The sequence below is a fragment of the Streptomyces sp. NPDC028907 genome (genome assembly GCF_055564995.1).
Window position 1 is genome coordinate 1 of sequence record NZ_JBVHVE010000009.1, and the last position, 26,669, is coordinate 26,669.

General features: G+C 71.7%; 21 protein-coding genes and 2 pseudogenes. 11 read left to right on the forward strand and 12 right to left on the reverse strand.

Going from position 1 to position 26,669, the window contains the following annotated elements; genetic code table 11:
* The 3 genes and pseudogenes from ACZ4UU_RS26555 to ACZ4UU_RS26565 form a co-directional block, all read right to left on the reverse strand.
* Window positions 1-104: pseudogene (locus ACZ4UU_RS26555) on the reverse strand (MarR family transcriptional regulator); the annotation flags it as partial.
* 124 nt (window positions 105-228) lie between these two features.
* Window positions 229-1,233, reverse strand: a complete 1,005-nt coding sequence (locus ACZ4UU_RS26560) for a helix-turn-helix domain-containing protein (RefSeq protein ID WP_471905867.1) — start codon at window positions 1,231-1,233, stop codon at window positions 229-231.
* Between the two features lie 85 nt (window positions 1,234-1,318).
* Window positions 1,319-2,296 (reverse strand): alpha/beta hydrolase, encoded by a 978-nt coding sequence (locus ACZ4UU_RS26565; protein ID WP_471905868.1) that lies wholly within the window; start codon window positions 2,294-2,296, stop codon window positions 1,319-1,321.
* A 234-nt stretch (window positions 2,297-2,530) separates the two neighbouring features.
* Here ACZ4UU_RS26565 and ACZ4UU_RS26570 point away from each other — a divergent pair, with 234 nt between their 5' ends.
* Window positions 2,531-3,499 (forward strand): TerC family protein, encoded by a 969-nt coding sequence (locus ACZ4UU_RS26570; RefSeq protein ID WP_471905869.1) that lies wholly within the window; start codon window positions 2,531-2,533, stop codon window positions 3,497-3,499.
* Window positions 3,500-3,588: 89 nt separating this feature from the next.
* Entirely contained in the window at window positions 3,589-4,470 is an 882-nt protein-coding gene (locus ACZ4UU_RS26575) for an LLM class F420-dependent oxidoreductase (protein WP_471905870.1), read from the forward strand.
* A 21-nt stretch (window positions 4,471-4,491) separates the two neighbouring features.
* Here the strand turns inward: ACZ4UU_RS26575 and ACZ4UU_RS26580 are convergent, their stop codons facing one another.
* Window positions 4,492-4,722 (reverse strand): hypothetical protein, encoded by a 231-nt coding sequence (locus ACZ4UU_RS26580; protein WP_471905871.1) that lies wholly within the window; start codon window positions 4,720-4,722, stop codon window positions 4,492-4,494.
* Between the two features lie 129 nt (window positions 4,723-4,851).
* On the opposite strand from ACZ4UU_RS26580, the gene ACZ4UU_RS26585 reads away from it, so the two are divergent.
* Window positions 4,852-5,757: a LysR family transcriptional regulator gene (locus ACZ4UU_RS26585; protein ID WP_471905872.1), complete on the forward strand. Its 906-nt coding sequence runs from the start codon at window positions 4,852-4,854 to the stop codon at window positions 5,755-5,757.
* Between the two features lie 84 nt (window positions 5,758-5,841).
* Here ACZ4UU_RS26585 and ACZ4UU_RS26590 read toward each other — a convergent pair whose 3' ends face one another.
* The gene (locus ACZ4UU_RS26590) at window positions 5,842-6,405 is read right to left on the reverse strand and encodes an NADPH-dependent FMN reductase (RefSeq protein ID WP_471905873.1); all 564 of its coding nucleotides are present in this window, start codon (window positions 6,403-6,405) and stop codon (window positions 5,842-5,844) included.
* A gap of 98 nt (window positions 6,406-6,503) precedes the next feature.
* Between ACZ4UU_RS26590 and ACZ4UU_RS26595 the strand changes: the two genes are divergently transcribed.
* From ACZ4UU_RS26595 to ACZ4UU_RS26610, 4 genes are all read left to right on the forward strand, one after another.
* Complete coding sequence (locus ACZ4UU_RS26595; protein ID WP_471905874.1) at window positions 6,504-7,178, forward strand: TetR/AcrR family transcriptional regulator; 675 nt, start codon at window positions 6,504-6,506, stop codon at window positions 7,176-7,178.
* Between the two features lie 45 nt (window positions 7,179-7,223).
* Window positions 7,224-8,270: a LacI family DNA-binding transcriptional regulator gene (locus tag ACZ4UU_RS26600; protein ID WP_471905875.1), complete on the forward strand. Its 1,047-nt coding sequence runs from the start codon at window positions 7,224-7,226 to the stop codon at window positions 8,268-8,270.
* 69 nt (window positions 8,271-8,339) lie between these two features.
* Window positions 8,340-9,518 carry a 4-hydroxybenzoate 3-monooxygenase gene (locus ACZ4UU_RS26605; protein WP_471905876.1) on the forward strand — a complete coding sequence of 393 codons (1,179 nt, stop codon included), beginning with the start codon at window positions 8,340-8,342 and terminating at the stop codon, window positions 9,516-9,518.
* 31 nt (window positions 9,519-9,549) lie between these two features.
* The gene (locus ACZ4UU_RS26610; RefSeq protein ID WP_471905877.1) at window positions 9,550-10,986 is read left to right on the forward strand and encodes an aldehyde dehydrogenase family protein; all 1,437 of its coding nucleotides are present in this window, start codon (window positions 9,550-9,552) and stop codon (window positions 10,984-10,986) included.
* 78 nt (window positions 10,987-11,064) lie between these two features.
* Here the strand turns inward: ACZ4UU_RS26610 and trxA are convergent, their stop codons facing one another.
* Window positions 11,065-11,451, reverse strand: coding sequence for a thioredoxin (gene trxA, locus ACZ4UU_RS26615; RefSeq protein WP_062715917.1), 387 nt, complete (start codon window positions 11,449-11,451; stop codon window positions 11,065-11,067).
* 131 nt (window positions 11,452-11,582) lie between these two features.
* Between trxA and ACZ4UU_RS26620 the strand changes: the two genes are divergently transcribed.
* The gene (locus tag ACZ4UU_RS26620; RefSeq protein ID WP_471905878.1) at window positions 11,583-13,016 is read left to right on the forward strand and encodes a dihydrolipoyl dehydrogenase family protein; all 1,434 of its coding nucleotides are present in this window, start codon (window positions 11,583-11,585) and stop codon (window positions 13,014-13,016) included.
* Between the two features lie 7 nt (window positions 13,017-13,023).
* Here ACZ4UU_RS26620 and ACZ4UU_RS26625 read toward each other — a convergent pair whose 3' ends face one another.
* The 4 genes from ACZ4UU_RS26625 to ACZ4UU_RS26640 all read right to left on the reverse strand — a co-directional run bounded on the left by ACZ4UU_RS26625 (window position 13,024) and on the right by ACZ4UU_RS26640 (window position 21,057).
* Window positions 13,024-17,709 (reverse strand): caspase family protein, encoded by a 4,686-nt coding sequence (locus ACZ4UU_RS26625; protein WP_471905879.1) that lies wholly within the window; start codon window positions 17,707-17,709, stop codon window positions 13,024-13,026.
* Window positions 17,706-18,611, reverse strand: a complete 906-nt coding sequence (locus ACZ4UU_RS26630; protein WP_471905880.1) for an antibiotic ABC transporter ATP-binding protein — start codon at window positions 18,609-18,611, stop codon at window positions 17,706-17,708. The genes ACZ4UU_RS26625 and ACZ4UU_RS26630 overlap by 4 nt, the downstream gene beginning before the upstream one ends.
* A 45-nt stretch (window positions 18,612-18,656) precedes the next feature.
* A complete protein-coding gene (locus tag ACZ4UU_RS26635; protein WP_471905881.1) occupies window positions 18,657-20,249 on the reverse strand; it encodes an ABC-F family ATP-binding cassette domain-containing protein in 1,593 nt (530 codons plus the stop codon).
* A gap of 163 nt (window positions 20,250-20,412) precedes the next feature.
* Window positions 20,413-21,057 carry a peptide deformylase gene (locus ACZ4UU_RS26640; protein ID WP_471905882.1) on the reverse strand — a complete coding sequence of 215 codons (645 nt, stop codon included), beginning with the start codon at window positions 21,055-21,057 and terminating at the stop codon, window positions 20,413-20,415.
* Window positions 21,058-21,210: 153 nt separating this feature from the next.
* Here ACZ4UU_RS26640 and ACZ4UU_RS26645 point away from each other — a divergent pair, with 153 nt between their 5' ends.
* Window positions 21,211-22,608: a PepSY-associated TM helix domain-containing protein gene (locus tag ACZ4UU_RS26645; protein ID WP_471905883.1), complete on the forward strand. Its 1,398-nt coding sequence runs from the start codon at window positions 21,211-21,213 to the stop codon at window positions 22,606-22,608.
* A 25-nt stretch (window positions 22,609-22,633) separates the two neighbouring features.
* On the opposite strand, the gene ACZ4UU_RS26650 is transcribed toward ACZ4UU_RS26645, so the two are convergent.
* Together ACZ4UU_RS26650 and ACZ4UU_RS26655 are read right to left on the reverse strand one after the other, a co-directional pair.
* Window positions 22,634-23,080, reverse strand: coding sequence for a MarR family transcriptional regulator (locus ACZ4UU_RS26650; RefSeq protein ID WP_471905884.1), 447 nt, complete (start codon window positions 23,078-23,080; stop codon window positions 22,634-22,636).
* Entirely contained in the window at window positions 23,077-23,586 is a 510-nt protein-coding gene (locus ACZ4UU_RS26655; RefSeq protein ID WP_471905885.1) for a MarR family winged helix-turn-helix transcriptional regulator, read from the reverse strand. Before ACZ4UU_RS26655 ends, ACZ4UU_RS26650 begins: the two co-directional genes overlap by 4 nt.
* Before the next feature lie 113 nt (window positions 23,587-23,699).
* On the opposite strand from ACZ4UU_RS26655, the gene ACZ4UU_RS26660 reads away from it, so the two are divergent.
* Both ACZ4UU_RS26660 and ACZ4UU_RS26665 read left to right on the forward strand, forming a co-directional pair.
* Complete coding sequence (locus ACZ4UU_RS26660) at window positions 23,700-24,665, forward strand: pirin family protein (RefSeq protein WP_471905886.1); 966 nt, start codon at window positions 23,700-23,702, stop codon at window positions 24,663-24,665.
* Between the two features lie 971 nt (window positions 24,666-25,636).
* A pseudogene (locus tag ACZ4UU_RS26665) lies at window positions 25,637-26,234 on the forward strand (transposase); the annotation flags it as partial.
* Between the last annotated feature and the right edge of the window lie 435 nt (window positions 26,235-26,669).

The window sequence follows — 26,669 nt, forward strand, 5'->3', positions numbered from 1 at the left end:
GCCTGGAGGGCGCGCTCGATGTGCGCCTCGATCCTCCCGTGCAGCAGGGAGAGAGCGCACCAGCCCTGCGCGAGGGCGGTGAGCGCGGGGTCCGTGGCGGTCATGGCGCCGGTGTCCTTCGTCCCGATGTGATGTGACATCCAGGATAGGCCATCCGCGAAATATACGGCTATGGCATGTATGGCGCGTCCGCAAGTAGTTGCTTCTTACCGAAGCCCGCCTTCCGGTCTACCGCTCTCCCTGGTTCCGCACCAGATGCCGCATCGCCAGGGCCAGACTCAGCCTGAACCGGCCTTGCGGAGTGCGCAGCGGCCAGCCCAGCAGGTGTTCGGCGTGGGCGAGACGTTCCTGGAGTGTGGAGTGGTGGACGTTGATCTCGGACGCCGCCGCCCGCAGGCTCACCGTCGTGGCGACGGCGTGCAGCGTGGTGAGCAGCCAGGGCGCGGCTGCCGCGGCGGCCTCCAGGGCCCGTACGTCGGGCGGCGGTTCGGCGCCCGGTGCGACGAGATGGGCGAGGAGAGCGACGTCGCCCAGTTCGTCGGCGTGCACGACACCGGGGCCGGGGTCCCGCGCGGTGCCCTCGGCGGTGAACCGGAGTGCGACGCGGGCCTGCTCCCAGGAGCGCGGCAGATCGAGCACGGGCACGACGGGGCCCACCCCCACGCGGCCGACCAGCGGTTCGGGGTCTCCCTGTGCGGGGGCGATGCGGGGGCGGCCGTCGAGCGGGGCGAGGACGCGGGCCGGTGCGGCGGGGTCGAGCCCCAGCCGACGGGCCGCGTGCAACCGTGCCGCCTGCGGGGCCGTGGCGTCGAGGGCGGTCTCGACGAGCGCCGGATCGTCGGCCGGCGCCCGCCCGCGCGTCCGGTCGAGAACGAGCCGTACGGCACCGGCGGCCCGCTCCAGGATCACCGCGTCCACGACGCTGGGCCGCGCCGCATGGGCCCGCTCCAGCCACAGCGCGGGAGCGCCGCCCGGCGTCAACGCCGTGTACGGCCAGCCGGGGTCGGGCGCCAGGTCGTTCTCCCGCCGGGTCCCGTCGGCCTCGACCCGCACCTGCACCCGCCGCTCCGCGTCCACCAGCCGCGCCGGTACCCCGGCCAGCACGGCGGCACCGCGCACCAGCGCCTCCAGCCCGGCCCGGCCCTCGGAGAGCCGGTCGAAGTAGGCGATGACGCGCACGGCGTCCCCGGCATCCGGATCCAGCGCGGTGAGACGTCCGGCCAGCTCTTTCATAGGTCAATGGTGCGGTACGCCGTCAAGGACCGGGGCTGTCGGCGCCACTTGCTCGTGAAACGCCGGGCAGGGCGGCTGCCCTCCGTCACCGGCTCAGCAACCGCCGCAGCCACTCCACATGTGCCGCCCGACAGGCCTGCGACAGCGCCGCCTGCGGAGCGAACCCGTCGAAGCCGTGGAAGCCGCCGGGCCACACATGCAGCTCGGCCACCCCGCCCGCCTGCCAGATCCGGGACGCATAGGCGACAACCTCGTCACGGAAGGTCTCCGCGGAGCCCACGTCCAGGAAGGCCGGGGGCAGCCCCGACAGGTCCTCGGCCCGGGCGGGCGCCGCGTACGCCGGGACGTCGGGTCCGCCACGGAGATCGCCGAGCAACGCCGTCCAGCCCGTCTCGTTCGCCGTACGGTCCCAGATGCCGAGGCCCGCCATCTGGTACGTGGACGGGCTGTCGTTGCGGTCGTCCAGCATCGGGCACATCAGCAGCTGGCCGATCAGCTGAGGGCCGCCGCGGTCCCGGGTGAGCAGGGCCAGCGCAGCGGACAGCCCGCCGCCGGCGCTCGCCCCGGCGACGACGATCCGCTGCGGGTCGGCGCCCAGCTCGGCGGCGTTCTTCGCCGTCCACTCCAGGCCGGCGTACACGTCCTCGATCGGCGCCGGGTGCGGGTGCTCGGGCGCGAGCCGGTACTCCACGGACACCACGACCGCGTCCAGCTCCTTCGCCCAGGCCAGGGCGGCGTCGACACCGACGCGGTTGTTGCCGATGACCATGCCGCCGCCGTGCACGTGGTAGATCACGGGCCGCGGGTCCGCCTGCGCGGGCCCGGCCGGCCGGCAGATCAGCAGGGAGATCTCGGGTGCCCCCTCGGGGCCCGGCACGGCACGGTCCTCGACCTCGAAGAACCCGTCCAGGGTCAGATCCAGCTCGGCCAGCATCTGGATGCCCGCACCCTGACGGACATCGGCTATCTCGTCCATCGTCAGGCCGGGGGAGATCACGTCCTTGATGAGCTCCAGCGCGGCGGCGAGCTCGGGATCGAACGGGGGCGGCGGGGCCTGGGTCATGGGTTCTCCTCACACAGGGGCACGCGAGTGCCCGGCGGCTCTGCGCTCATGATCCGCGCACCGGCCCCGGCCGGGGGGCCGCCGTCCGGCGGAACCTGCCCGCCGTCCGGCGGGTGGCCGGTTCGTGACCAGGAGCTTGCCAGGACATGACCGTTTGTTCACCTGCCGTGGGTGGAACGGAGGGCCGGTGGCGACGACGCTGGCCGGGCCCCACCTGCATCAGGAGTATCACCCGTGAACGTCTCCCTCTCCGTCTGGTCGCTGACCGTCGTCGCCCTGTGCGCGCTCGTCGCCGTGGACTTCTTCATCGGTCGCAAACCCCACGACGTCTCCCTCCGGGAAGCGGGGACGTGGACCATCGTCTGGGTCGTGCTGGCCTGTCTGTTCGGCGTCGGGCTCTACTTCTACGGCGGAGGCGGGCCCACGGGCGAGTTCTTCGCCGGCTACATCACCGAGAAGTCGCTCAGCGTCGACAACCTCTTCGTCTTCGTCCTGATCATGGCGAGGTTCGCGGTGCCCTCGCAGTACCAGCAGCGGGTCCTCATGGTCGGCGTGATCGTGGCGCTGGTGCTGCGCGCCGGGTTCATCGCGGCGGGTGCGGCGATCATCTCGGCGTTCTCCTGGGTGTTCTACCTCTTCGGCGCCTTCCTGATCTGGACGGCCTGGAAGCTGATCCAGGACGCCCGCAAGGAGGAGCACGAGGAGGAGTACCAGGAGAACAAGCTGCTGAAGATGGCGGAGGAGCGGTTCGGCGTGGCCGACCGGTACCACGGCACCAAGCTGTTCATCACCGAGAACGGCAAGCGGATCATGACGCCGATGCTCGTCGTGATGCTCGCGATCGGCTCCACCGACGTCCTCTTCGCCCTCGACTCCATCCCCGCCATCTACGGGCTCACCCAGGACCCGTACATCGTCTTCACCGCCAACGCCTTCGCGTTGATGGGCCTCAGGCAGCTGTACTTCCTCATCGGCGGTCTCCTCAAGAAGCTGGTCCACCTCAGCTACGGCCTGTCGATCATCCTCGGCTTCATCGGCGTCAAACTCGTCCTGCACGCCCTGCACGAGTCCGGCGTCCACGTCCCCGAGATCAGCATCCCCTTCTCCCTCGGCTTCATCGTGCTCGTCCTGGCCGTCACGACGTTGACGAGCCTGCGCGCTTCGAGGAAGCAGGAGCAGGCAGAGACGGAAGGCGTGGCGTAGTGGGCGACTCGCCGTCCCCTTGACTTCGAGAACGCTCGAAGACCTAGCGTCGCCAGGGTCGTTGAAGGTCCGGTGAACGGAGACGGGACATGCGGGTCGGCGTGCACATCAATCGGTTCGACCACCCCGGAGGGGGCCAGGTGCTCGGGGCCGAGCTCGCTGCCGCGGGTGCCGCGGCCGAGGCGGCCGGGGTGAGTTGGCTGTCGGTGATGGACCACTACTTCCAGATGGAGTTCAACGACCGCGCCGAGGACCCCATGCTGGAGGCCTACACGACCCTCGGCTACCTCGCCGCCCACACCTCCACGGTCCGACTCGGAGCCCTGGTCACCGGCGTGACCTACCGCCACCCCGGCCTGCTCGCCAAGATCGCCACGTCGCTCGACGTGCTGTCCGGCGGCCGGGCCACCCTCGGGATCGGTGCCGCCTGGTACGGGCGGGAGTACGAGGGCCTCGGTGTGCCGTTCCCGTCGGTCGCCGAGCGGTTCGAGCGACTGGAGGAGACCCTGCGGATCTGCCTGCGGATGTGGGACCCGGGGGCGAACGGCCCCTTCGAGGGCAAGCACTACCGGCTGGCCGAGACGCTCTGCGTGCCGGCGCCGATCAGTGCCCCGCACCCCGAGATCATGATCGGCGGGGGTGGGGAGAAGAAGACGCTGCGCCTGGTCGCCCGGTACGCCGACGCCTGCAACCTGTTCGCCACCTCGCCGGACGAGGTCCGCCACAAGCTGGATGTCCTGCGCGGCCACTGCGACACAGAGGGCCGCGACTACGACGAGATCCGCAGGACGGTCGTGTACACGGGTGAGGCGGTCGGCACGGGCGATCTCGACGCCTTCACCCGGGACGTCGCGGGCTACACCGGCCTCGGCATCGACACCGTGATCCTCGGCCCGGGCACGGGCGAACCGGCGGCGTTCATCGAGAACTTCGCCGCTCCGGCCGTGCGCCGCCTGGCCGGGCTCGACTGATCCGGACGGTCACGGTCACGGTCACCGGCAGGGCGAGTCGGCCGCCCTGCCGGTGTGCGTCGCGGAGGGCCGGCTGCGCGAGACGACCCGCATCCCGCGGGCGTCCACGCTGCGGACCTGGAGCGAGCCGCAGGCGCACCGCGTCCACACCGTGCTGCCCGCCGCCGTGCCGTGCCGGGACACCACCTGGTAGGGCTCGGCGCCGTCGGGCCACCCGCAGTGCGGGCAGACGGTACCGGTCATGCTGGTCATGGCGACTCCTCGTACGTCGATCGGGGGGCTCGTCGGGTTGTTCGACCGTCGCGACACAATCAAGGGTGCGGTGCAGCTTCGTACACGTCCAGGTTGACTTTCCGGACGTCACCTTGAAGCGTTGACTTCATGATTGATCTGCGCCGACTGCACGTACTGAGGGCCGTGGCGCACTACGGCACGGTCACCGCGGCCGCCCGCGCCCTGCACTTCACCCCGTCCGCCGCCTCCCAGCAGATCCGCCAGCTGGCCCGCGACCTGGGCGTCGACCTCCTCGAACCGCAGGGCCGCGGGGTACGTCTGACCGCGGCCGCCGAGAGTCTGCTCGCACACGCCGACGCGATCGCGGAGCGCTGGGAGGAGGCCGAGCTCGACCTGCGCGCCGAGTACAGCGCACCCGCCGGGCAACTGCGCGTCAGCGGCTTCCCGATGTCCGTGCCGGTACTGCTCGCGCCGATGGCCGTACGGCTGCGGGAAAAGCATCCGCGGCTGACCGTACGGATCCGGGAGACGGGTGTGCCGGAGAGCTTCGACCAGCTCTTCGAGGGGGAGGCCGACCTGGCCGTCGTGGAGGTCACGCCGTACAACCCGCCGCTCGGCGACGCGCGCTTCGACCAGCAGCCGCTGCTGGACGACCCCTACGACCTCGTCGTCCCCGACGACCATCCGCTGGCCGGTCGCGGGAGGATCGACCTCGCGGAGGCGGCGCACGAGGACTGGATCGCGCCGGTGCCGGACAGCCCCTGCCGGCCTCGTGTGATGTCGGCGTGCGGAGCGGCCGGGTTCACCCCCGACGTGATCCATCACGCTCTGGACTGGAACGTCATCGCCCACCTGGTCGCCCACCGGCTCGGCGTCGCCCTGGTCCCGAGGCTGGCCCAGCTGATGCCGCATCTGCCGATCACCCGGGTGCGCTGTGCGGGCGACCCGCACCGCAAGATCCTCACCTGCACCCGCCGGGGCTGCCGGGAGCGTCCGGCGGTGGCGGCGGCGCTGCGCGAGCTGCGGGAGCTGGCGCCGACGGCGGTGGCCTGACAAGTGGGGCGACAGGGTCGGCCCGACGCACGAGCAGGGGCCGGAGCGCTCGGCTCCGGCCCCTGCTGAGGGACTCGCGTCCAGTCAGGCCGCGACGGCCTCGCCCGCGTGCCCGTGGACGCGCGCGATGACCTCGGTCAGCTGCGCGGCGACCTCGGCGTCGTCGACCGGGTGTGTCTCGGCGAAACGAGTCACGGAGCCGGGGATGGACAGCTTGACGTCCTCCAGCACCTTGCCGCCGGCGATGCCGACGGCCTTGCGGGTCTCGTCCTGCGCCCACACGCCGCCGTACTGGCCGAAGGCGGTACCGACCACGGCGACCGGCTTGCCGCCGAAGGCACCGGAGCCGTACGGGCGGGACAGCCAGTCGATGGCGTTCTTCAGCACGGCCGGGATCGTGCCGTTGTACTCGGGGGAGAAGAGCAGGAACGCGTCGGCGGACTGCGCGGCCTCGCGGAGCTTGGCGGCGGTGGCCGGGACGCCACCCTCGACGTCGATGTCCTCGTTGTAGAAGGGGATCTCGGCCAGGCCCTCGAAGAGCACGACCTCGGCGCCCTCGGGGGCGAGCTTGACGGCCGCCTCGGCCAGCTGACGGTTGTGCGAACCGGCGCGAAGGCTGCCGACGAGCGCGAGGATGCGAACAGACATGCGAACTCCAAGATGCTGAAACACTGCCGTGACGATCCGGACCGGGGTCCGCTTAATTTCTAGCACCTTAACCGGACCGCGGTCCAGTTTCATTCCCGATGCTTTACGCTGGCCTCATGTCCGCCGTTCTGCCGCCCTTCCCACCGCCACCGGAGCCCGTCGACAAGCCACAGCTGCTGGAGGTCGGTTCCGCCGCCGACGCGCCCTGCCTGCGCGCCGACGCGGCCCGCAACCGGGCCCGGCTGCTGGAGGCCGCCGCCCGGCTGATCGCGGAGCACGGCGCGGCCGGGGTCACCATGGAGGCCGTGGCCGCGGAGGCCGGCGTGGGCAAGGGCACGGTGTTCCGCCGCTTCGGCGACCGCACCGGTCTGCTCACGGCGCTGCTGGACCACTCCGCGCGGGGGCTCCAGGCCGACTTCCTCGGCGGCCCGCCGCCGCTGGGCCCCGGAGCGCCCCCGGTCGACCGGCTCCGCGCGTTCGGCGTGGCGGTCCTGTACCGCTCCGCCGAGCAACTGGACCTTCAGCTCGCCGCCCAGCCGGACCCCACCCGCCGCTACGCCCACCCCTCGGTCCGGGCGCTCCACACCCACGTCACCATGCTGCTGCGCCAGATCCTGCCGGACGCCGACTGCGACCTCCTCGCCCAGCCGCTCCTGGCGTACCTCGACCCCGCTCTGATCAACCACCTGACCAGGCAGTGCGGGATGCCCATGGAGCGACTGGAGAAGGGCTGGCTCGACCTGGTCGAGCGCCTGACGCGCACCGCGGCGTGAGCGGGCGGGGACCCAACCCGAGCCAGGTTCACAGGTTCTGCAAAGATGCCGTACGTCATGGTGCAGATACCGAAAACGCCCGCGCCCGCTCTGCCCGCACAGCGCTCGGTACCGACGAGCGCCGATGTGGCCCGCCTGGCCGGCGTCTCGCGCGCGACCGTCTCCTACGTCCTCAACAACACCAGCGCCGTCCGGATCAGCGAGCCCACCCGCCGCCGTGTCCACGAGGCCGCCAAGGAGCTCGGGTACGTCCCGCACGCGGCGGCCCGCAGCCTGCGCGCCGGGCACAGCCGCATGGTCCTCATGCCCGCCCCGAGCTTCCCCGTCGGCCCGCTCTACAGCCGTTTCCTCAGCGACCTCCAGCTGGCGCTCGGCCGCCTCGACTACACCGTCGTACAGCACGGCAGCGTCGGTCTGCAGGGCGACGAGGCCGCCCGTGCCTGGGCCGAGCTGCGCCCCGTCGCCGTCCTGGTGTCCGGCTCCGGCCTCGGCCCGAAAGGCGTGACGGTGCTCAAGCGCTCCGGCGCCCGGGCCGTGGTCTCGCTCGGCCCCGACTCCGTCGAGGGCGCCCATGCCCTGCTGATGGACTACGAGGCCGTGGGGCACTGCGCGGGCCGCCATCTGTACGACCGCGGCCGGCGCCGGATCGGCGTGGTGGTGCCGCAGGAGTGCGGCCTGGAGTCCTTCTCCGCGCCCCGCCTCGAAGGCGTGCGCCGCGCCCTGCGCGGCACCGACGCCACCCTGACCGAGCTGCCGCTGGCCTACACGGAGGAGTCCGCCGCCCGGCTCGCCGCCCGCTGGCCCGACCTCGGCCTCGACGCCGTGTTCGCCTACAACGACGAGTACGCCATGCTGCTGATGCGCGCCCTGCAGGACGAGGGCGTCCGCGTCCCCGCCGACACGGCCGTCATCGGCGCCGACGACCTGATGCTCGGGCGCCTGCTGCGGCCCAGGCTGAGCACCGTCCACATCGAACTGCCGTCCGGCCGCGACCTCGCGGAGCTGGTCGACCGCGCGGTGCGCGACCCCGGCACCGCACCCGAGACCCACAAGGTGCTGGGAGCGACGGTGGTGCACCGCGAGTCCAGCTGAGGCGCGGCGCGGCCGTCCGAGGCGGCGCGCGTCCGGCCGACGTACCGTCGAAGCCAGGGAGGCGTGGACATGCGCACGACGGTCGGCATCATCGGCGGGGGTCCCGCCGGGCTGCTGCTCGCCCGGCTGCTGCACCGCGCGGGCATCGACTGCGTGGTCCTCGAGGCCCGGACGCGGGAGTACGTCGAGCAGCGGCAGCGGGCCGGGATGCTGGAGCAGGGCACGGTGCACGCGTTGCGCGAGGCCGGCGCCGCCGAGCGGCTGACGGCCGAGGGTCTGGTCCACCAGGGCGTCGAGCTGCGCTTCGACCGGGAACGCCACCACATCGACTTCCCGGGTCTCACCGGCGGCCGCACGGTGACGATCTACGCCCAGACCGAGATCGTCAAGGACCTGGTGGCGCTCCAACTCGCCGAAGGCCCACCGCTGTTGTTCGAGGCGGAGGCGCTGGCCGTAGAGAAGCCGGAGAGCGACCGGCCCGTCGTGCGGTTCCGGCACGAGGGCCGCGAGCAGACGCTGACCTGCGACTGGGTCACCGGCTGCGACGGCTTCCACGGCGTCTCCCGCGACGCCTTCCCGGTCGGGGCCGGCCGCTCGTACGGGCACGAGTACCCGTACTCCTGGCTCGGCGTGCTGGCCGAAGTGCCGCCGTCCTGCGACGAGTTGATCTACGCGCGCGGCGATGGCGGCTTCGCCCTGCACAGCATGCGCTCACCGGCTGTCTCCCGGCTCTACCTCCAGGTCCCCAACGGCACCGACCCGGACGACTGGCCCGACGACCGGGTCTGGGACGAACTCGCCGCCCGCTTCGCGATCGACGCCGACTGGACCCTGAACCGCGGACCCATCACCGCCAAGTCGGTGACCACGATGCGCGCCTACGTCCACGAACCGATGCGCCACGGCCGGCTCCTGCTCGCCGGCGACGCCGCCCACATCGTCCCGCCGACGGGCGCCAAGGGCCTCAACCTGGCCGTGTCCGACGTACGGGTCCTGGCCCGCGGCCTCGTCGAGCTGCACCGCACGGGGAGTACACAACTTCTCGACAGATACTCCGAGTTGTGCCTTCAACGTGTGTGGCAGGCGAGCCGTTTCTCGGATGACATGACTAAGATGTTGCACGCTCAACCAGATGGGGATGCGTTCGACCACCGGATGCAGCTCGCACGTCTGCGCCGCATCACCGCATCCCGTCACGCGGCCGCCGAACTGGCGGCGAACTACGCGGGACTCCCGCTCCCCCTGTGAGTCCCACCCGGTGATCGAACGGAGAGTCGCAATGCCGTTGCTCGACCCGAAGGCCTGGCAGTCCAGCTCCCTGTCGGGACAGGAGTACGCCGTCACCGAGCCCGCCACCGGCGACACGCTCGGCACCCTCACCCTGGCCGGCGCCGAGGACGTCGCCCCGGCCGCCGAGGCCGCCCGTGCCGCCCAGGCCGAGTGGGCGCGCGTCCCGCACTTCGTGCGGGCGGCGGTGCTGCGCAAGGCCGGTGACCTGTTCGCCGCGCACGCCGACGAGCTGCGCGAATGGCTCGTCCGCGAGTCCGGTTCGATACCCGGCAAGGCCGACTTCGAGCTGCACGTCGCCGCCCAGGAGTGCTACGAGGCCGCCGCCCTCGCCTCCCGCCCGGCCGGACACATCCTGCCCAGCGAGGCGCCCCGCCTGTCCTACACCCGCCGGGTCCCCGTCGGTGTCGTCGGCGTGATCGCCCCGTTCAACGCCCCGCTGATCCTCTCGATCCGCTCCGTCGCCCCGGCCCTCGCGCTCGGCAACGCGGTGATCCTCAAGCCGGACCCGCGCACCGCGGTCTGCGGTGGCCTGGCCCTCGCGGCGATCTTCGCCGAGGCCGGTCTACCCGAGGGGCTGCTGCACATCCTGCCGGGCGGCCCGGAAGCGGGGCAGGCACTGGTCGCCGACCCGCGCGTGCCGGTCATCTCCTTCACCGGGTCCACCGGCGCGGGCCGGGCCGTCGGCGAGGCCGCCGGACGCCATCTCAAGCGCGCGCACCTGGAGTTGGGCGGCAACTCCGCCCTGATCGTGCTGGAGGACGCCGACATCGACGCGGTGATCTCCACGGCCGCCTGGGGCTCCTTCTTCCACCAGGGCCAGATCTGCATGACGACCGGACGCCATCTCGTCCACCAGTCGCTCTACGAGGAGTACGTCGAACGCCTCGCCGCCAAGGCCGACTCCCTCGCCGTCGGCGACCCGCACCGCGCCGAGGTCCACCTCGGCCCGCTCATCGACTCCGGCCAGCTGGACAAGGTGCACGGCCTGGTGCAGGCCAGCCGGTCCGGGGGCGCCAAGCTCGCCGCGGGCGGCACCCACGAGCAGCTGTTCTACCGGCCGACCGTGCTCGCCGGCGTCGACGACCAGACCCCCGCGTACGCCGAGGAGGTCTTCGGCCCCGTCGCGCCGGTACGCCCCTTCGCCACCGCCGACGAGGCCGCCGTCCTCGCCGCCGCGAGCTCCTACGGCCTCTCCCTGGGCATCGTCACCGGGGACGCCGCCCGGGGCCTCGACCTGGCCGAGCGGATCCCGACCGGCATCGTGCACATCAACGACCAGACCGTCAACGACGAGGCCGTCGCGCCCTTCGGCGGCATCGCCGCCTCCGGCACCGGCGCCCGGTTCGGCGGCGAGTCCAACCTGGAGGCGTTCACCGACGTGCGCTGGACGACGGTGCGCGGCGACGTGGCGGCGTACCCCTTCTAGACCCTCCGGACCTTCGGGTTCTAGACCCTCCGGACCTTCGGGACCTCCAGGGTCTTCAGGATCCTCCGGATCCCGGCCCTACTGGCCGTTCTGCTCGGCCTGCGCCTGCTGAGCGGCCACGGCCTTGTGGACCTCGTCCATGTCCAGCTTCCGGGCCTGCCCGATGACGTCCGTGAGGGCGGCCTCGGGCAGGGCACCCGGCTGCGCGAACACGGCGACACGGTCCCGGACGATCATCAGCGTGGGGATCGACTGGATACCGAAGGCCTGGGCCAGTTCCGGCTGCGCCTCGGTGTCGACCTTGCCGAACACGAGGTCGGGGTTCTCCTCGGCGGCCTTCTCGTAGACCGGGGCGAACTGACGGCACGGCCCGCACCACGACGCCCAGAAGTCGATCAGGACGAACTCGTTGTCCGTGACCGTCTCATCGAAGTTCTCCTTGGTGAGCTCCACGGTGCTGCTCATGGCGAATTCCCTCTTCCTGGTGTCGGGGCGAAGCCGTCGGCGACAACACGACCGTACGACCGCGTATTCCGGCGTATCTCCGCGCGCGTACCCGTGTGGCCACGCCGCACACCACCCGTAAGACTGACCCCATGACGGAAACGGATTCCATCGCGTACGACGTCGTGGTGCTCGGGGCCGGGCCGGTCGGGGAGAACGTCGCGGACCGCACCCGTGCGGCCGGCCTCTCCACCGCGGTCGTGGAGAGCGAACTGGTCGGCGGCGAGTGCTCGTACTGGGCGTGCATGCCCAGCAAGGCCCTGCTGCGCCCGGCCATCGCCCAGGCCGACGCCCGCCGCCTGCCGGGCCTCGCCCAGGCCGTACAGGGCCCCCTCGACGCCGCCGCTGTCCTCGCCCGGCGCAACGACTTCACCTCCGACTGGCACGACGACGGCCAGGTCCAGTGGCTCACCGGCATCGGCGCCGACCTCTACCGCGGCCACGGCCGCCTCACCGGACCCCGCACCCTGGAGGTGACCGGCCCCGACGGCGAACGGCAGGTGCTGACCGCCCGGCACGCCGTCGCCGTCTGCACCGGCAGCCGGGCCGTCCTGCCCGACCTGCCCGGACTCGCCGAGATCAAGCCGTGGACCAGCCGCGAGGCCACCGGCGCCCAGTCCGTTCCCGGCCGGCTGGTCGTGGTCGGCGGGGGAGTGGTCGCCACCGAGATGGCCACGGCCTATCAGGCCCTCGGCTCCCGGGTCACGCTCCTGGTCCGCGGCAAGGGCCTGCTGAACCGCATGGAGCCGTTCGCCGGCGAACTGGTCGCCGAGGCCCTCACCGAGGCCGGCGCCGACGTCCGCACCGGCACCTCGGTCGAGTCGGTGACCAGGGAGAACGGCACGGTCGTGGTCGTCACCGACCACGGCGACCGGATCGAGGCCGACGAGATCCTCTTCGCGACCGGCCGCGCCCCGCGCACCGACGACATCGGCCTCGACACGGTCGGCCTCGCGCCGGGCTCCTGGCTGGAGGTCGACGACAGCCTCCGCGTCACCGGCAGCGGATGGCTGTACGCGGTCGGCGACGTCAACCACCGCGCCCTCCTCACCCACCAGGGCAAGTACCAGGCCCGCATCGCGGGCGCGGCCATCGCGGCCCGCGCCTCCGGCGTCCCCCTCCTGGAATCCGACCCCTGGGGTGCCCACGCCGCCACCGCCGACCACGCCGCCGTCCCCCAGGTCGTGTTCACCGACCCGGAGGCGGCTGCCGTCGGACTCTCCCTGGCCGAGGCGGAACAGGCCGGCCACCGCGTCCGGGCCGTCGACTACGACCTCGCCTCGGTCTCGGGCGCCTCCCTGTACGGCGACGGCTACCGCGGCCGCGCCCGCATGGTCGTCGACCTGGAACGCGAGATCCTCCTCGGCGTCACCTTCGTCGGCCCCGGCGTGGGCGAACTCATCCACTCGGCGACCGTCGCGGTCGCCGGACAGGTGCCGATCAGCAGGCTGTGGCACGCCGTCCCGTCGTATCCGACGATCAGCGAGGTGTGGCTGCGGCTGCTGGAGTCGTACCGCGACAACTGAGGTCCGCTCAGCCGAAGCCGAGGCTGTCCCGCCATGCCCGGGACAGCCTCGGACGCAGGAAGACCACGCCCTGCTGGGTGCCGACGGCGAGGTCGAGCACTGGGCTCGCGGGCAGGGCGGTGAGCGAGGTGACGAGCGCGGGCAGCGGGGCTGACCACACCTTCTCCCCGCTGGGCAGATGACACAGGGCCACGCCGTGCTCGTCACTGACCGCCACCAAGGCGTCGCCGCTCGGGGCGCGGCCTGTCCAGAGCAGGCGGCAGGCGGGGACGGAGAGGTGGCGCGTGGAGTCCGGGTCGGCGGCGTTCCAGACGGTGACCGGGGCCGCGTGGGCATCGTCGGAGGCTTCGGGGTCCAGGAGGAGCAGGACGGCGCTGCCGTCGGACAACTCGGTCCAGTGGATGAAGTAGTCGGTGCCCGATACGAGGGTGCGGAAGGGGGACCCAACGGGGTTCGTGGCCGGTCTGCGGCCCCGCACGACATGGTGGCGGGCGGTCGACAGATCGATGACCTCAGTAGTGCCGTCCCGGCCCTGCTGTGCAACCCATCGTGTTCCCGCGTCGGCGTGGTGAGGCCGCAGGAGCCAGACGTCGTCGAGGAGTTCCACCGGTGTGCCCTGACCGGGTGTACGCGTCGAGACATCCCACAGTCGACCGTCTGCGGCGCGTGGCGCTTCGTCCGCGGGGGGTCCGTCATCCTCAAGAAAGAGCCGGGGAGGACGGCCACCCACGCTGCCTTCCTGGAGCCGTGTTCCGCGAACGCCGGTCATGAGTACGGTACTTCCGGACGGCGTGGTGAACGCGGCCGAGCAGACCCAGTCCTCATCGGGATCGAGTGGCCAGGTCAGGTCCGTCCAGTCCAAGTCCGCGTCGGGTGTGGCCAGGAGTCCGACGCGGCCTCGGACGGCGTCCAGCCCCAGGATCCGGGTGTGCGGATGTGCGTCGGTCGGCGGCAGGAGATGCGCGTGTACTTCGAAGCGGGTGTCAGCGTGCAGCCCGGTCAGTTCGGTGGCCTCGGCGCGTCCTCCCGGAGAGATGCGGTGCCAGACCGGGTAGGAGAACGACGTGGACGAGAGCCGGTCCGGCAGGTCCGAGTGGCCGTCCTCGGGCCTCCTGAGGTGGGCGTACTCCCACAGGAGCAGGTGCAGGGTTCCGGCACGGTCGACGGAGCACCTCTGTTCGGTGATCCCGTCCGCTTTGAGTCCGTCGACCAGAGAGACCGTCGTGCCGTGATCCGGATCAGGGGCTGGAGCGACGTATCGGCAGACGCGGCCGGACACGGCGATGACCCCGACGGAGTCCTGAGGCCAGGGGACCAGCGCCTCGATCTCCGGGGCGGACAACTCCGCGAAGGGCGACCGCGGCTCTCCGGGCCGCTTGTGGTCGTCCCACCGCCACAGCCTTGCCGTTCCGTCGTTGCCGATGGCGAGGATGTCAGGTCCCGCGTCCCCTGACGAGGGCAGCAACTGCAGGCTGCACACCGCCCCTTCGTGCCCGTGCAGTGGCGAGCCCTCAACCTCCGCGGTTGCGCAGTCCATGACCCTTACGAGGCTTCCATAGCCGACCGTCGCCGCATACAGCCCGTGGGGCAGGAGGACGGGCGCCATGAAGCTCGCATGGCCGCCCGGCTTGCCGCGGGCGGCGATCCGCTGTGGCGGAGCGTCGAGACTCGCGACGAGCAGATCTTCACGGTCCTGCGCCACGAACACGGGAGACTCCTCGCTGCCCAGCGCGAAGCCGTTCTCCTGCCACGAGAAACCGCTGAACCCGATGGGTACGGTCCGCCCGGATCCGGGGTGCAGCAGGGTCAGGCTGGAGCGGGGCTCGTAGACCGCGGCGACGGTGCCTCTGCTGCCTCGGATGTGATCGGCCAGGACGGGCTGCGCCATGCCGTCGAGCAGCACGGTGACGTCGCCGTCCCCGTCGAGAGAGTGGAGGGTGACCCGGCCGCGAACGCCGTCACACAACAGGAGGCGAACCTGTCCGTTCTCGAAGTGGGCGAGGCAGGCGGACGGACCGACCTCGTCGAGGCCCTCCTGTGGGATCGTCGTGCAGGTCACCTCGACGAGCGGCTCCAGGAGCGGCAGGGTGCACACCATGACGCGTTCGGCGTCCCCGTACACGAGCAAGGGCGTGCCGTCGCCGCGGAACCCGGCATCCAAGAGCAGCGTGGCCCCGCTCGGAATCGTGTGCGTCAGCGTCTGGTCCGCCACGTCCCAGATCCGGATGTCGGCCTTGGCGTCAAGGGTGACGGCCCGCGCCCTGCCGGTGCCGTCGTCGAGCAACGCGAGGCCGACGACGCCCGCGGCGTGCGGCAGGATCGTCGACTGCGACGGATTGTCGAGGCGCCAGGCATGTACATGGGAGGCGAGTGGCTGGGCCGCCAGCACGACCCGGCCGCCGTCCGGCAGGACCGCGTGCTTGATCTTCCAGTTCCGGATGTACGAGCGTGTCGCATAGGCGTCCCCGTCGTGCCGCCCCACGACCCGGTGCGGCGTGATCTCACGGGGCTCCACGAGGATCCGTTCCAGCACACCCGACATCTCCTGAGCCTGCCGGGAGACCGCGTGCTCTCCGTACGTCCCCGCGACGAACGCGAGCAGCGCCGGCCGGTCGACCAGAGTGGCGTTGGTGTCCGTGACGAGGTACGCGTACCGTTCGACGGCCATGGCGAGCGTAGGACGGCGCAGCGCCTGGCGCACCGCCGGAAGCAGGGTCGCCGGCTCGGCGTGGACGACGAAGGACGCGTCCTCGATGAGGTCGTCCAGCTCTCCCGAGGCGGCCGCGTGTGTCGCCAGATGCGCGCGAACGTAGGGATGGGCGCGCGACCAGTCCCGCTCGGGCACGAGTTCTCCCAGCGCCTCGACAAAGCAGCCCTGAAGGTCAGCCAGGTCACGGTGGTTCAGTGCGCGCCACTTGAGATGGTCCGTCAGTTCCTGGTGGTACAACCGGAAGTGCTTCGTGCCGTCCGCTTCCGCCTGCGCCAGGTAGGAGCCGTCCTCGTCCAGCAGCAGATCGACGTCCGCCTGGACGAGAGCGATGCCTGACAACCGCGTCGCCACCCGCACCCACAACCTGCGCGGCAGGCCGTTGCCCTCTCCGAAGGCGACGGCGGTGAGCAGCGCCATGGTCTTCGCATGCCGTTCCTGCGGCAACCGCTGGAGGTAGACCTCGAAGGCGCCCCCCACATCCGAGGGCAGTTGTTCGGCCCAGCCGGCCGCAGCGGTGTCGACGACCGAGCCCCGCAGCAACGCGCTCGCCGTCATCCGCGCGACCAGGAAGCACCGCCCGGCCCGGCGGGCCACCTCGTGCGCGACCTGGCGGGCGACCTCGGGGCAGTGCTCGTACGGCGCCCCCGCGTCGCCGAGGATCTTCCGCACGTACTCGGCCGTGTCCGTGTCCCGCGCGTACGCGCTGTCGTCGAGGTCGACCACCGGCACCTGGCTGCCCAGATGGGGGAGCAGTTCCCGTCGGGAGCCGACCACGAGCCGGACGCAGGTCACGGCGGCGAGCGGACGCAGCAGTTCCCAGGCGATGCGCCGGGCCTCCGCCTTGTCACCGGCCGAGCCGGCCTCGTCCAGCGAGTCGACGACGATCCGGAACGGTCGTTCTCGGCCCGCGAGCGCCGTGCACAGGGCCACCGGCGTGGCGGCTCTGACGTCCGCCGCGGCCGCGATCCGGCCCACCAGCGCCTCCAGCGTCTGGTGGTGCGCGTTGACGGAGGCGTCGGCGCAGCCCTCCAGCACCAGCCTTCCCAGTACGGCGGACTTGCCCGAGCCCGGGTCGGCCGTCACCACCAGGACGCGTCCCTGTCCGGTGGCGTCGAGGTGCGCCCGGGCGGCCCGCAGGGCCCGCTCACGGCCGGTGAAGTACGAACCGGGATCGTGCACATGCTCCACGCCACGGCCGCGCGGCTCGAAATGCGACGAGACGTCCGACGCGTCGCCGCCGGCCAGGCCCTCGCCCGTGATCTCGGCGTGCGGCTCGAAGAAGGGGTTCCCGAAGAACGGGGGCCGCTCGGACTGGTCGACGGACGAGCACGCGGCGCGCTGGGCCAGTCCCGCCGCCACGAACGCACGGTTGATCCGCTCGGTGAGCGTGCTGGGCGCCAGTTGACGCTGTGACGGGCCGTCACCTTGGGCGCAGGCCTTGGCCAGTTCGGAGACGAAGGCCCCGTCCACGGCCAGATCGCGGTGGCGGGCCGAGGCCAGCAGCCAGGTGCCCCCGCCGAAGGCGTCGGCGCGCCCCCGGCCCGCGACGATGGTGTCGGTGATCGTGCCGATCTCCGCCGTGGCCGCCGCCGCGTGACAGGCGTCCACGACGAACAGGACGTTGCGGACCGGCGAGGTCGCCAGGATCTCGGCCAGGTTCGGCAGTGACAACCACGAGCGCGGACGCCCGGGTTCGCTGTCCGCCGCGGCCAACCTGTACTGACCGGCCGGCGACCGGTCCCCGTGCCCGGCGTAGTACACGACCACGACGTCGTCGGCGTCCAGTCCAGGGGTGCCGCACCAGTCCGCCAGGGCGTTCTCGAAGGACTCGGAGTCGGGGTCGTAGGACACGTCGGTCAGGACGCGTTCGTACCCCATCGACGTGAACAGCTCCGCCGCCCGTTCGACATCCTCGTGGGCCAAGGGGAGTTCGGCGGCCTCCCGGTAGTGACGCGTGCCGGCCGCGACGACGTAGCGCTTCATCCGGCCTCGGCCTCCGGCAGCAGCCCCGCCCCGATGGCACGGCCGGTCTCCACCGCCGTCAGATAGCGCGTCGCGTCGTGCATATGGCTGCCGTTGTGCACGGCCACGTCGGTCACCAGGTCGCCGAACGCGGGACGGAGTTCCCGCACCACGGAGACGATGTCCGTGGCGTCGGCGATGTTGGTCCACGACCGGAGAGTCTTCGGCCACACCGCCCGCCCGTGCTCGGCCGCGGGGTCGAGCCGGTCCAGGACGAGCGCGCGCATGCCCAGCGGGGACCCCAGCGTGACGAGTGCGCGGACGTCCCAGTCACCGTTCAGCGCGGGGTCGCAGAGGGTCTCGTAGGCGACGACGGAACCCAGCGAGTGCGCGACGACGACCCTCGTCGCGGGGCTCACGCGGGCGGCCAGCCTGGACCGGGCCGCGCGCCGGACGGTGTCGTCCGTGAGGTACCCGGTCAGCTGCTTGAGGCTGCCGATCAGCGCCCGGTCGAGGACGCCCCGCAGACAGCGGGCGCCGGTGAGGGCGTCCAGCGCGGCCCGCACGGTGTTCAGCCGCAGAGCGCGCGAGCCGGCCCAGCCCACCGGGCCACGGGTGCCGGCCTGGTCCGGTCCCGGCACCCCGGGGTCGACGCGCGCCGCCTGCGCCCACCACGCCATCAGCAGGGCGAACTCCTCGTCGGTCTCGATGTCGCCCTCGTCATACGGTGGTTCGATCCCGGCGCGCATGCCCTTGGGGCGGAACAGGTCGCCGTAGAACGCGACGCCGACCTCCTCGGGGGCGGGCACCGGACCGCCCGCGAGGCGTACACCGCCGAGGAGTTCGGGCACGACGTCCCGTCCCAGGGAGTCCTCGCTCAGATACTGCTTGCCGACGCCGTGCACGAAGACGACCTTGCTCAAGTGCCCCTCCCCGAATGAGAGAACAAGGTTACGCGCGCTGCGGCATCACAGGTGCGGGGAGGCGACCAGGTCCAGATACTCCTCGTCCCACAGGTCCTCGTCGGCCTCCGGCAGCAGCAGCACCCGGTCCGGTCGCAGCGCCGCGACGGCACCCGCGTCATGGGTGACCATGACGATCGCGCCGGGGTAGGTGCCCACCGAGGCCAGGACCTCGCCGCGGGAAGCCGGGTCGAGGTTGTTGGTCGGCTCGTCCAGGAGAAGGACGTTCGCGCCCGAGTGCACCAGGCCCGCGAGCGCGAGACGGGTCTTCTCGCCGCCGGACAGGGCACCGACGGGCTTGTCGGCGTCGTCGCCGGTGAACAGGAACGAGCCGAGCACGCGCCGTACTTCGCCGTGACCGAGATGCGGCGCGGCGCCGGCCAGGTGCGCGCCCACCGTCAGATCCGGGTCCAGGGTGTCGTGTTCCTGGGCGAAGTAGCCCAGCCGCAGCCCGTGTCCGTGCACCACCCGGCCATTGTCCGGCTCGTCCTGCCCGGCGAGGATGCGCAACAGGGTCGTCTTTCCCGCTCCGTTGGGGCCGAGCACGACCATACGGCTGCCCCGGTCGACCGCCAGGTCGACGCCCCGCAGGACCTGATGCCCGCCGTACGACTTGGTCAGGCTGACGGCGCCGAGCGGTATCCGGCCGCAGGGCCGGGGTTCGGGCAGCCGGATCCTGGCCACCTTGTCGGCGCGCCGGGCCGGTTCGAGGGCGGCGAGCATGCGGTCGGCGCGGCGGTCCATGTTCCGCGCGGCCACGGCCGTCGACACCCGGGCGCGCATCTTCTCGGCCTGGGCGCGCAGCGACGCCGCCTTGCGCTCGGCGCTCGCCCGCTCGCGAGTACGCCGCCGCTCGTCTGCCTCCCGCTGGACGAGATAGGCCTTCCAGCCGGTGTTGTGCACGTCGATCGTGGTGCGCCGCGGGTCCAGGTGGAACACCCGGTTCACCGTGGCGTCGAGCAGGGACGTGTCGTGGCTGATCAGCACGAGCCCGGCGTGATGGCTCGTCAGAAATGTGCGCAGCCAGGCGATCGAGTCCGCGTCCAGGTGGTTCGTCGGCTCGTCCAGCAGCAGGGTGCCGTGTTCCGCGAACAGGATCCGGGCCAGCTCCACCCGGCGGCGCTGCCCGCCCGACAGCGCGCCCAGCGGCTGGTCCGTCAGGTGGGCGGGAAGTCCGAGGCCGGCGGCCACCCGAGCCGCCTCGGCCTGCGCGGCGTACCCTCCGGCGGCCTGGAACCGGGCCTCGGCGCGCACGTAGGCGTCCATCGCCCGAGGCGTGCCGTCGGCCATGGCCTCCTCGGCACGTCGCAGGGCGCGTACGGCCCGGTCGAGGCCCCGCGCCGACAGGATGCGGTCGGTGACGGTGACCGTCGGGTCCGCCGCGCGGGAGTCCTGGGGCAGATGGCCGATCTGGCCGGTGCGGGTGACGGTCCCGGCGGCCGGAGGCAGCGTGCCCGCCAGGGTGTTCAACAGGGTGGTCTTGCCGGCGCCGTTGCGGCCGACCAGGCCGATGCGGTCGCCGGGGGAGATGTGGAAGGAGATGCCGGACAGCAGCAGACGCGCGCCGACGCGCACGTCGACACCAGTGACGGTGATCATGAGAAGACGCTCCGAACAGGCAAGAGGACACACGGGTGGCGTGGAAGCGGGTCCTCAGCTAGGAAATTCGGGGCGTCGACATACGGTCAGGGTAGCGAGGGTGCCATGTCGGGCGCCGCTGATTTATCGACGGCGCCGTCCGGCAGGGCGGCCGGACGCCGGGTCACGACAGATCGAAGCCGAGGGCCCTCGCCGCCTCGTCCGGTACCGGCTGGGCCCAGTACTCGGCGATGGCCTGGTTCGAGGAGAGGGAGCGCAGTTCGGCGCGGTCCAGGTAGAGCATGCCGTCGAGGTGGTCCGTCTCGTGCTGCACGATCCGGGCGGGCCACCCCGTGAAGACCTCGTCGACCGCGCGCCCCTGCTCGTCCTCACAGGTCAGCCGCACCTCGGCGGCCCGGGCCACCACCGCCTGATAGCCCGGGACGCTCAGACAGCCCTCGAAGAACGCGGCACGCTCGCCGCTCACCGCTTCGTACGACGGGTTCACCAGCACCCGGAACGGCAGCGGCACCCGTCCGCGAGCCAGCCGTACCTCCTCCGGCACCGGCGCGGGGTCCTCGATCACCGCGATCCGCAGCCCCACCCCGACCTGCGGCGCGGCGAGACCGACGCCGGGCGCCGCGTGCATCGTGATCCGGAGGGCCTCGACGAAGCGGGCCAGCAGCGCGGGCTCCAGCTGGCCGTCGAAGGGCTCCGTGCGGCGCCGGAGCACCGGGTCGCCGGCCGCCACGATGGGCAACGGGCCCTCGGTGGACAGGAGTTGCTCGACCTGTTCGGCCAGGGGCGCGCGATCGTTCGGGAGTGCCATCGCGCCAGGATGCCACGACCCCCGCACCACCGCCGGACTTCCTTGTGACGCACGTCACTTGAGATGACCGGAACTCGACGGCTGCTCCGTCCGACTACTGGACCGCTGCAGCACACAATCGTCCCCGCTCCCCACTCCCCGGAGAACCAGCCGATGTCGATCGCTCCCTCGACCACCCCGGAGGAGGCGACGCAGCCCGACGCCCCCGCGTCGCCCCGCAGATGGGCACCCCTGCGCCCGCTCGTCCTGCGTCTGCACTTCTACGCCGGGGTGCTCGTCGCGCCGTTCCTGCTGGTCGCCGCGGCCACCGGCTTCCTGTACGCCGGGGCGTTCCAGGCCGAGAAGCTCCTGTACTCCCACGAGCTGACCGTCCCGGTCGGCGACGCGAAGCTGCCGATATCCCAGCAGGTCGCCGCCGCACGCGAGGCCCACCCCGAGGGCACGGTCTCGGCCGTACGCCCCTCCCCGGAGGCCGGCGCGACGACCAGGGTGATGCTGTCCGGAGTCAAGGGCGTCGACGCCGACCACACACTGGCCGTGTTCGTCGACCCGTACACCGCGAAGGTGCGTGGCGCCCTCGAACAGTACGGCTCGACCGGCGCCCTGCCGCTGCGCACCTGGATCGACGAGTTCCACCGCGACCTGCACCTCGGCGAGAACGGCCGCCTCTACAGCGAGTTGGCGGCCAGCTGGCTCTGGGTGATCGCGGGCGGCGGCCTGGTGCTGTGGTTCTCCCGCCGCCGCGCTCTGCGCAAGGTGCGGGGCACCAGCGGGCGCCGCCGCACCCTGGGTCTGCACGGCACCGTCGGCGTCTGGGCCGCGATCGGCTTCTTCTTCCTCTCCGCGACGGGCCTGACCTGGTCCGCGTACGCCGGCGCCCACATCGACGAGCTGCGCACCTCCCTCGGCCAGGCCACCCCGTCCGTCTCGGCGTCGGCCGGCGGCGACCACGGAGGTCACGGCGGCGCCGTCGGCACGGGCGGGAGCGGCGAGCACGGCGTCGGCCTCGACAAGGTCCTGGCGGCCGCGCGCGTCGAGGGCCTGGGGGATCCCGTGGAGATCGTGCCGCCCACCGACTCCTCGTCCGCGTACGTGGTGCGTCAGGTGCAGCGCAGTTGGCCGTCGAAGCAGGACGCGGCAGCGATCGACCCGTCCACGGGCGCGGTCACCGACGTGGTGCGGTTCGAGGACTACCCGGTGCTCGCCAAGCTGACCCGCTGGGGCATCGACCTGCACACCGGTGTCCTCTTCGGCCTGGTCAACCAGATCGCCCTGATGCTGCTGGCGCTGTCGTTGATCGTGCTGATCGTGTGGGGCTACCGCATGTGGTGGCAGCGCGGCCGCGCCTCCGCCTTCGGCCGGCCCGTACCGCGCGGTGCCTGGCAGCAGGTGCCCCCGCAGATCCTGGTCCCGCTGGTGGCGGTCGTCGCCGTGGTCGGCTACTTCGTACCGCTCCTCGGCATCTCACTGGCCGCGTTCGTCGTCGTGGACGTGGTCCTCGGCGAGGTGGCCCATCGCAGGGGGCGGCGGAAGCCCGCGGAGGCGAGCTGACGGCTGCTCGGCCGCTCGCGTTCCGTCACTTGGTCAGGGCCGCGAACTCGGCGTCGGCCCGCTCGGTGATGAGGCTCAGCACGCGTCCGGCGACAGCGAGGTCCTCGGCGGGGATGCCGGCGTAGACCCGGGCGGTGATCGGGGCGGTCTCGGCGGACGTCCGCTCGTACAACTCCCGTCCGGCGTCCGTGATCCGCACCAGGGACGGTCCCTGAGCGGCCAGCGCCCCGGCGGTGATCAGCTCGTCGACCACGCGGTGCGCGTCCACCGCGTCGATCTTGAGCGCGCCGACGACACCGCCGACGAGCTGCTCCCGCTCGACCGGCTCGTCGGCGACGGCGACGAGCCGGAGAGTGACGGACTGCTGGAAGGTCGCGCCATGGCGGTCCAGCACGTTCTCCAGGAGCGCTCGGCTCGCGTAGTGGGCCAGGGCTATGACGCGGGGGTTGAGCGGGGGAGTAGTGGTGGTCATGACTGCTCCTTGTCGGACCCGCCGTCCGGGACGGACGGGTCGAGAGAGGCGGACGGGTCGAGGGACACGTCGAGCAAGGCGGCCAGCTCGCGCCGGAACTCCCGGGTACGCGCGCTGTCCAGGCCACCGAGCGGCGCCAGCAACTGCCCCAGCAGCCCTTGCACGACCTCGATCGCCTGCCGGGTCCGCTCTCGGCCCGGCTCGGTCAGCGCCAGCTGCACCGCGCGCGGGTCGCGGGGATCCCGGCTGCGCTCCAGGAGGCCGGCGCTCTCCAGGGCGCGCGCCAGCTTGGAGACGTACAGCGGTTCCAGCCCGGTGTGGTCGGCGAGGCGCCGCTGACTGGGGCGCTCTCCGCTGCGCTGCATGCCGTACAGCGAGGCCACCAGCGCGTATTGCGCGTGGGTGAGCCCCAGCGGGGCCACGGCGCGGTCGACCGCGACCCGCCACTTCGTCGACAGGCGCCACACCAGGAAGCCGGGTGAGGCGCTCTCGGAACCCTTGCTCATGATGAATACCGTACATGGCTACTATATACATGGCTACTATTTTCCGGTGCGCATCGAGACAGCCCCGGGTGACGGACTGACGTGGCGGCCCCGGCAGGGCTAGTTTGGGCGGCATGAGCAATCTTGATCGCGAGGCGGTGCCCGCCGTCTGCGGCGGCCGCGGGTTTGTCGTGGCAGAGCCCGTACGCGAACTCCTCAGCCCTCGCCGGGTCCAGCTCGGCGAATCCACCGAAGTCCGCCGCCTGCTGCCCAACCTGGGCCGGCGCATGGTCGGCGCCTGGTGCTTCGTCGATCACTACGGCCCCGACGACATCGCCGACGAGCCCGGCATGCAGGTGCCGCCGCACCCGCACATGGGCCTGCAGACGGTGAGCTGGCTGCACGAGGGCGAGGTGCTGCACCGGGACTCGACGGGCAGCCTCCAGACGATCCGTCCGCGCGAACTGGGCCTGATGACCTCCGGTCGCGCGATCAGCCACTCCGAGGAGAGCCCGAAGTCGCACGCCCGCTTCCTGCACGGCGCCCAGCTGTGGGTCGCCCTCCCGGACAGCCACCGTCACACCGACCCGCACTTCGAACACCACGCCGAGCTGCCGGTCGTCACGGCGCCGGGCCTGCGGGCCACGCTGATCCTGGGCGGCCTGGACGGCGCCGCCTCGCCCGGCACCACGTACACCCCGCTCGTCGGCGCCGACCTCTCCCTCACCCACGGCGCCGACGTACGCCTCCCACTGGACCCGGACTTCGAGTACGCCGTCCTGTCCATGTCCGGCGAGGCCCACGTGGACGGCGTACCGGTCCTGCCCGGCTCCATGCTCTACCTCGGCTGCGGCCGCACCGAACTCCCGCTGCGCGCCGACTCGGACGCCGGTCTGATGCTTCTCGGCGGCGAGCCGTTCGAGGAGGAGCTGATCATGTTCTGGAACTGGATCGGGCGGACCCAGGAAGAGATCGTGCAGGCTCGTCGGGACTGGATGGAAGGGGCGCGGTTCGGGGAGGTGAAGGGGTACGACGGGGCTCCGCTGCCGGCCCCAGGGCTGCCGGTGACCCCTCTGAAGCCACGAGGAAGAGTTCGCTGACCTGCGCAAACGGCTGGTTGGTTGGCGACGGATGGGCGAGTCGACCGCCTGTGTTGTCTGCCGCCCTTCCATCGCGTCGGGGAGGGCGGCTGGGGGTGCTGCATGCCCGGTGTGCGGTGCTGTGGCATCCCGGTATCTGTCCGTCTGTGGCTAGCTGTGGCAGGACTCTTGCTAACCCTTTGCTAACTCTACCGACGCGTCATCAGGTCGCGTGTGGGGGCTCGTGTCGCGCCTTCTTGGCGCTACAGCGGTCACTGCAGGTTGGGGGTCACCGGACGAGGCTGAGCTGGCGCGTGGCGGAGTTGCACGTTGGCGCAGGGACTCGGTACTCGCCCGGTGTCTTATGGGAATCCGACAAGGTGTAAATGGCCGTAGTGATGAGTGAGCCTGGTTCTGCCTCTTGGAGATGCCAAGTCGGAGTGGAGGCAGCAGGTTCTTCGTCTGCTGGTGGTCCACAGTTGATAGGGCTCTGAACAGTGCGCATACGTGCCAGGAAGGGCAAGTACTGAACTCTGGCCCGCGTATGGTCCGCATCTTGGTCGAAGGGCGAATCGGTCGGGCGGATGGCCGTAACAGGCCGATCGAGATTCGCGCAGGCAGAGGCGGAGAGATCTTCTTGAAGTCGTCTACCAGGCTGCCCTGGCCTGCGGTGATATGGCTGAACTGGTCTCCGACCTGGGCTGATACCTCTTTCTGGATCTTTCAGATTCCTGTCCTGTTGCGCAGTCGATTCCCCCCACGGGGTCCCCAACGCCGCTCGTACTCCCCAGATTCTCCCCAGAAATGGCGCGCGGCGTCCCGTTGCAGCGAGGGGGAGACTAACCCAATGGAGACACTGGAGCAGTCGCACTGAGCGAGCTCTTTCAGCGTGGCCACTGATCGGGTGACGGGATCGATGCCCGCAACGCACGAGGCTCCCGTGCCGTTGGGGGAGGTGTTCAAAGTCTCAGCCCACAGGCACAGGAGCCGCGTTGGTTCCGTATTCTGCCGCACTCGACCTGCCCCCGCCCTGGTCGAGTGGGTCACCATGCTCATCGTCACCCGCGAGGGTGACCGCCGCTGCAAGCTCCCGCCGCACCAGCGTGCCCTGGTCGGGCTGGTGTACCTGCGCCGGCACGACACCCTCGCCCAGCTCGCTGCCGGGTTCGGCATCTCCGTCGGCACCGCCCACGCCTACACGACAGCCGTCGTCGACCTGCTCGCCGACCGCGCACCTGGCCTGCTGCGCGCCCTGCGCGAAGCGGACCCGGACTACGTCCTGCTCGACGGCACCCTCGCGGAGTGCGACCGGGTCGGCGACAGCAGGGCCGACTTCTCCCACAACACCGCCGACACGGGGTAAACGTGCAGCTGGTGACCGACCCCGTTGGGCAGCTGCTGTGGATCTCGCCGACGCTGCCCGGCCGCGCGCACGACCTCACTGCGGCCCGCACCCACCGGATCATCCGGATCTGCGAACGCCAGAGCGTCCCGGGCCTCGCCGACCGCGCCTACATGGGAGCCGGCCCCTGGGTGACAACACCCCTCAGACGCCCGCCGGGCCGCGACCTCACACCGACCCAGCAAACCGATGCCACCTCTGTGACCAGCGGGCTGAGATGGGCAAGAAACAACGCGACTGCGTCACCTGCGGTGCCCCCGTCGGATATCTCGACCGCCAGCACTGCTGCCGTTGCTGGCGCCGGCTGAACGAGCAAGCCGCCAAGGCCGTTTGCCCCAGCTGCGGCCGCGACCGCGTCCTGCGGCAGGACACCGGCCGGTGCATCATCTGCTCACGCGTCTGCGAGGAATGCGGCCACCCCATCCGGTCATCGCAGAACCGACTTTGCCGCGACTGCTGGCGCAAGGCCGAACAGCGGGCGGCCCAACAGACCTGCCCGCGCTGCAGCAGGCCCGGCTATCTGCGCGAGACAACCGGCTGGTGCGGCCACTGCTCACGGCCCCGGCAGGAGAAACAGCCTCCGAGGACCTGCCGCGAGTGCGGCCGGGTGCGGCGACACGCCG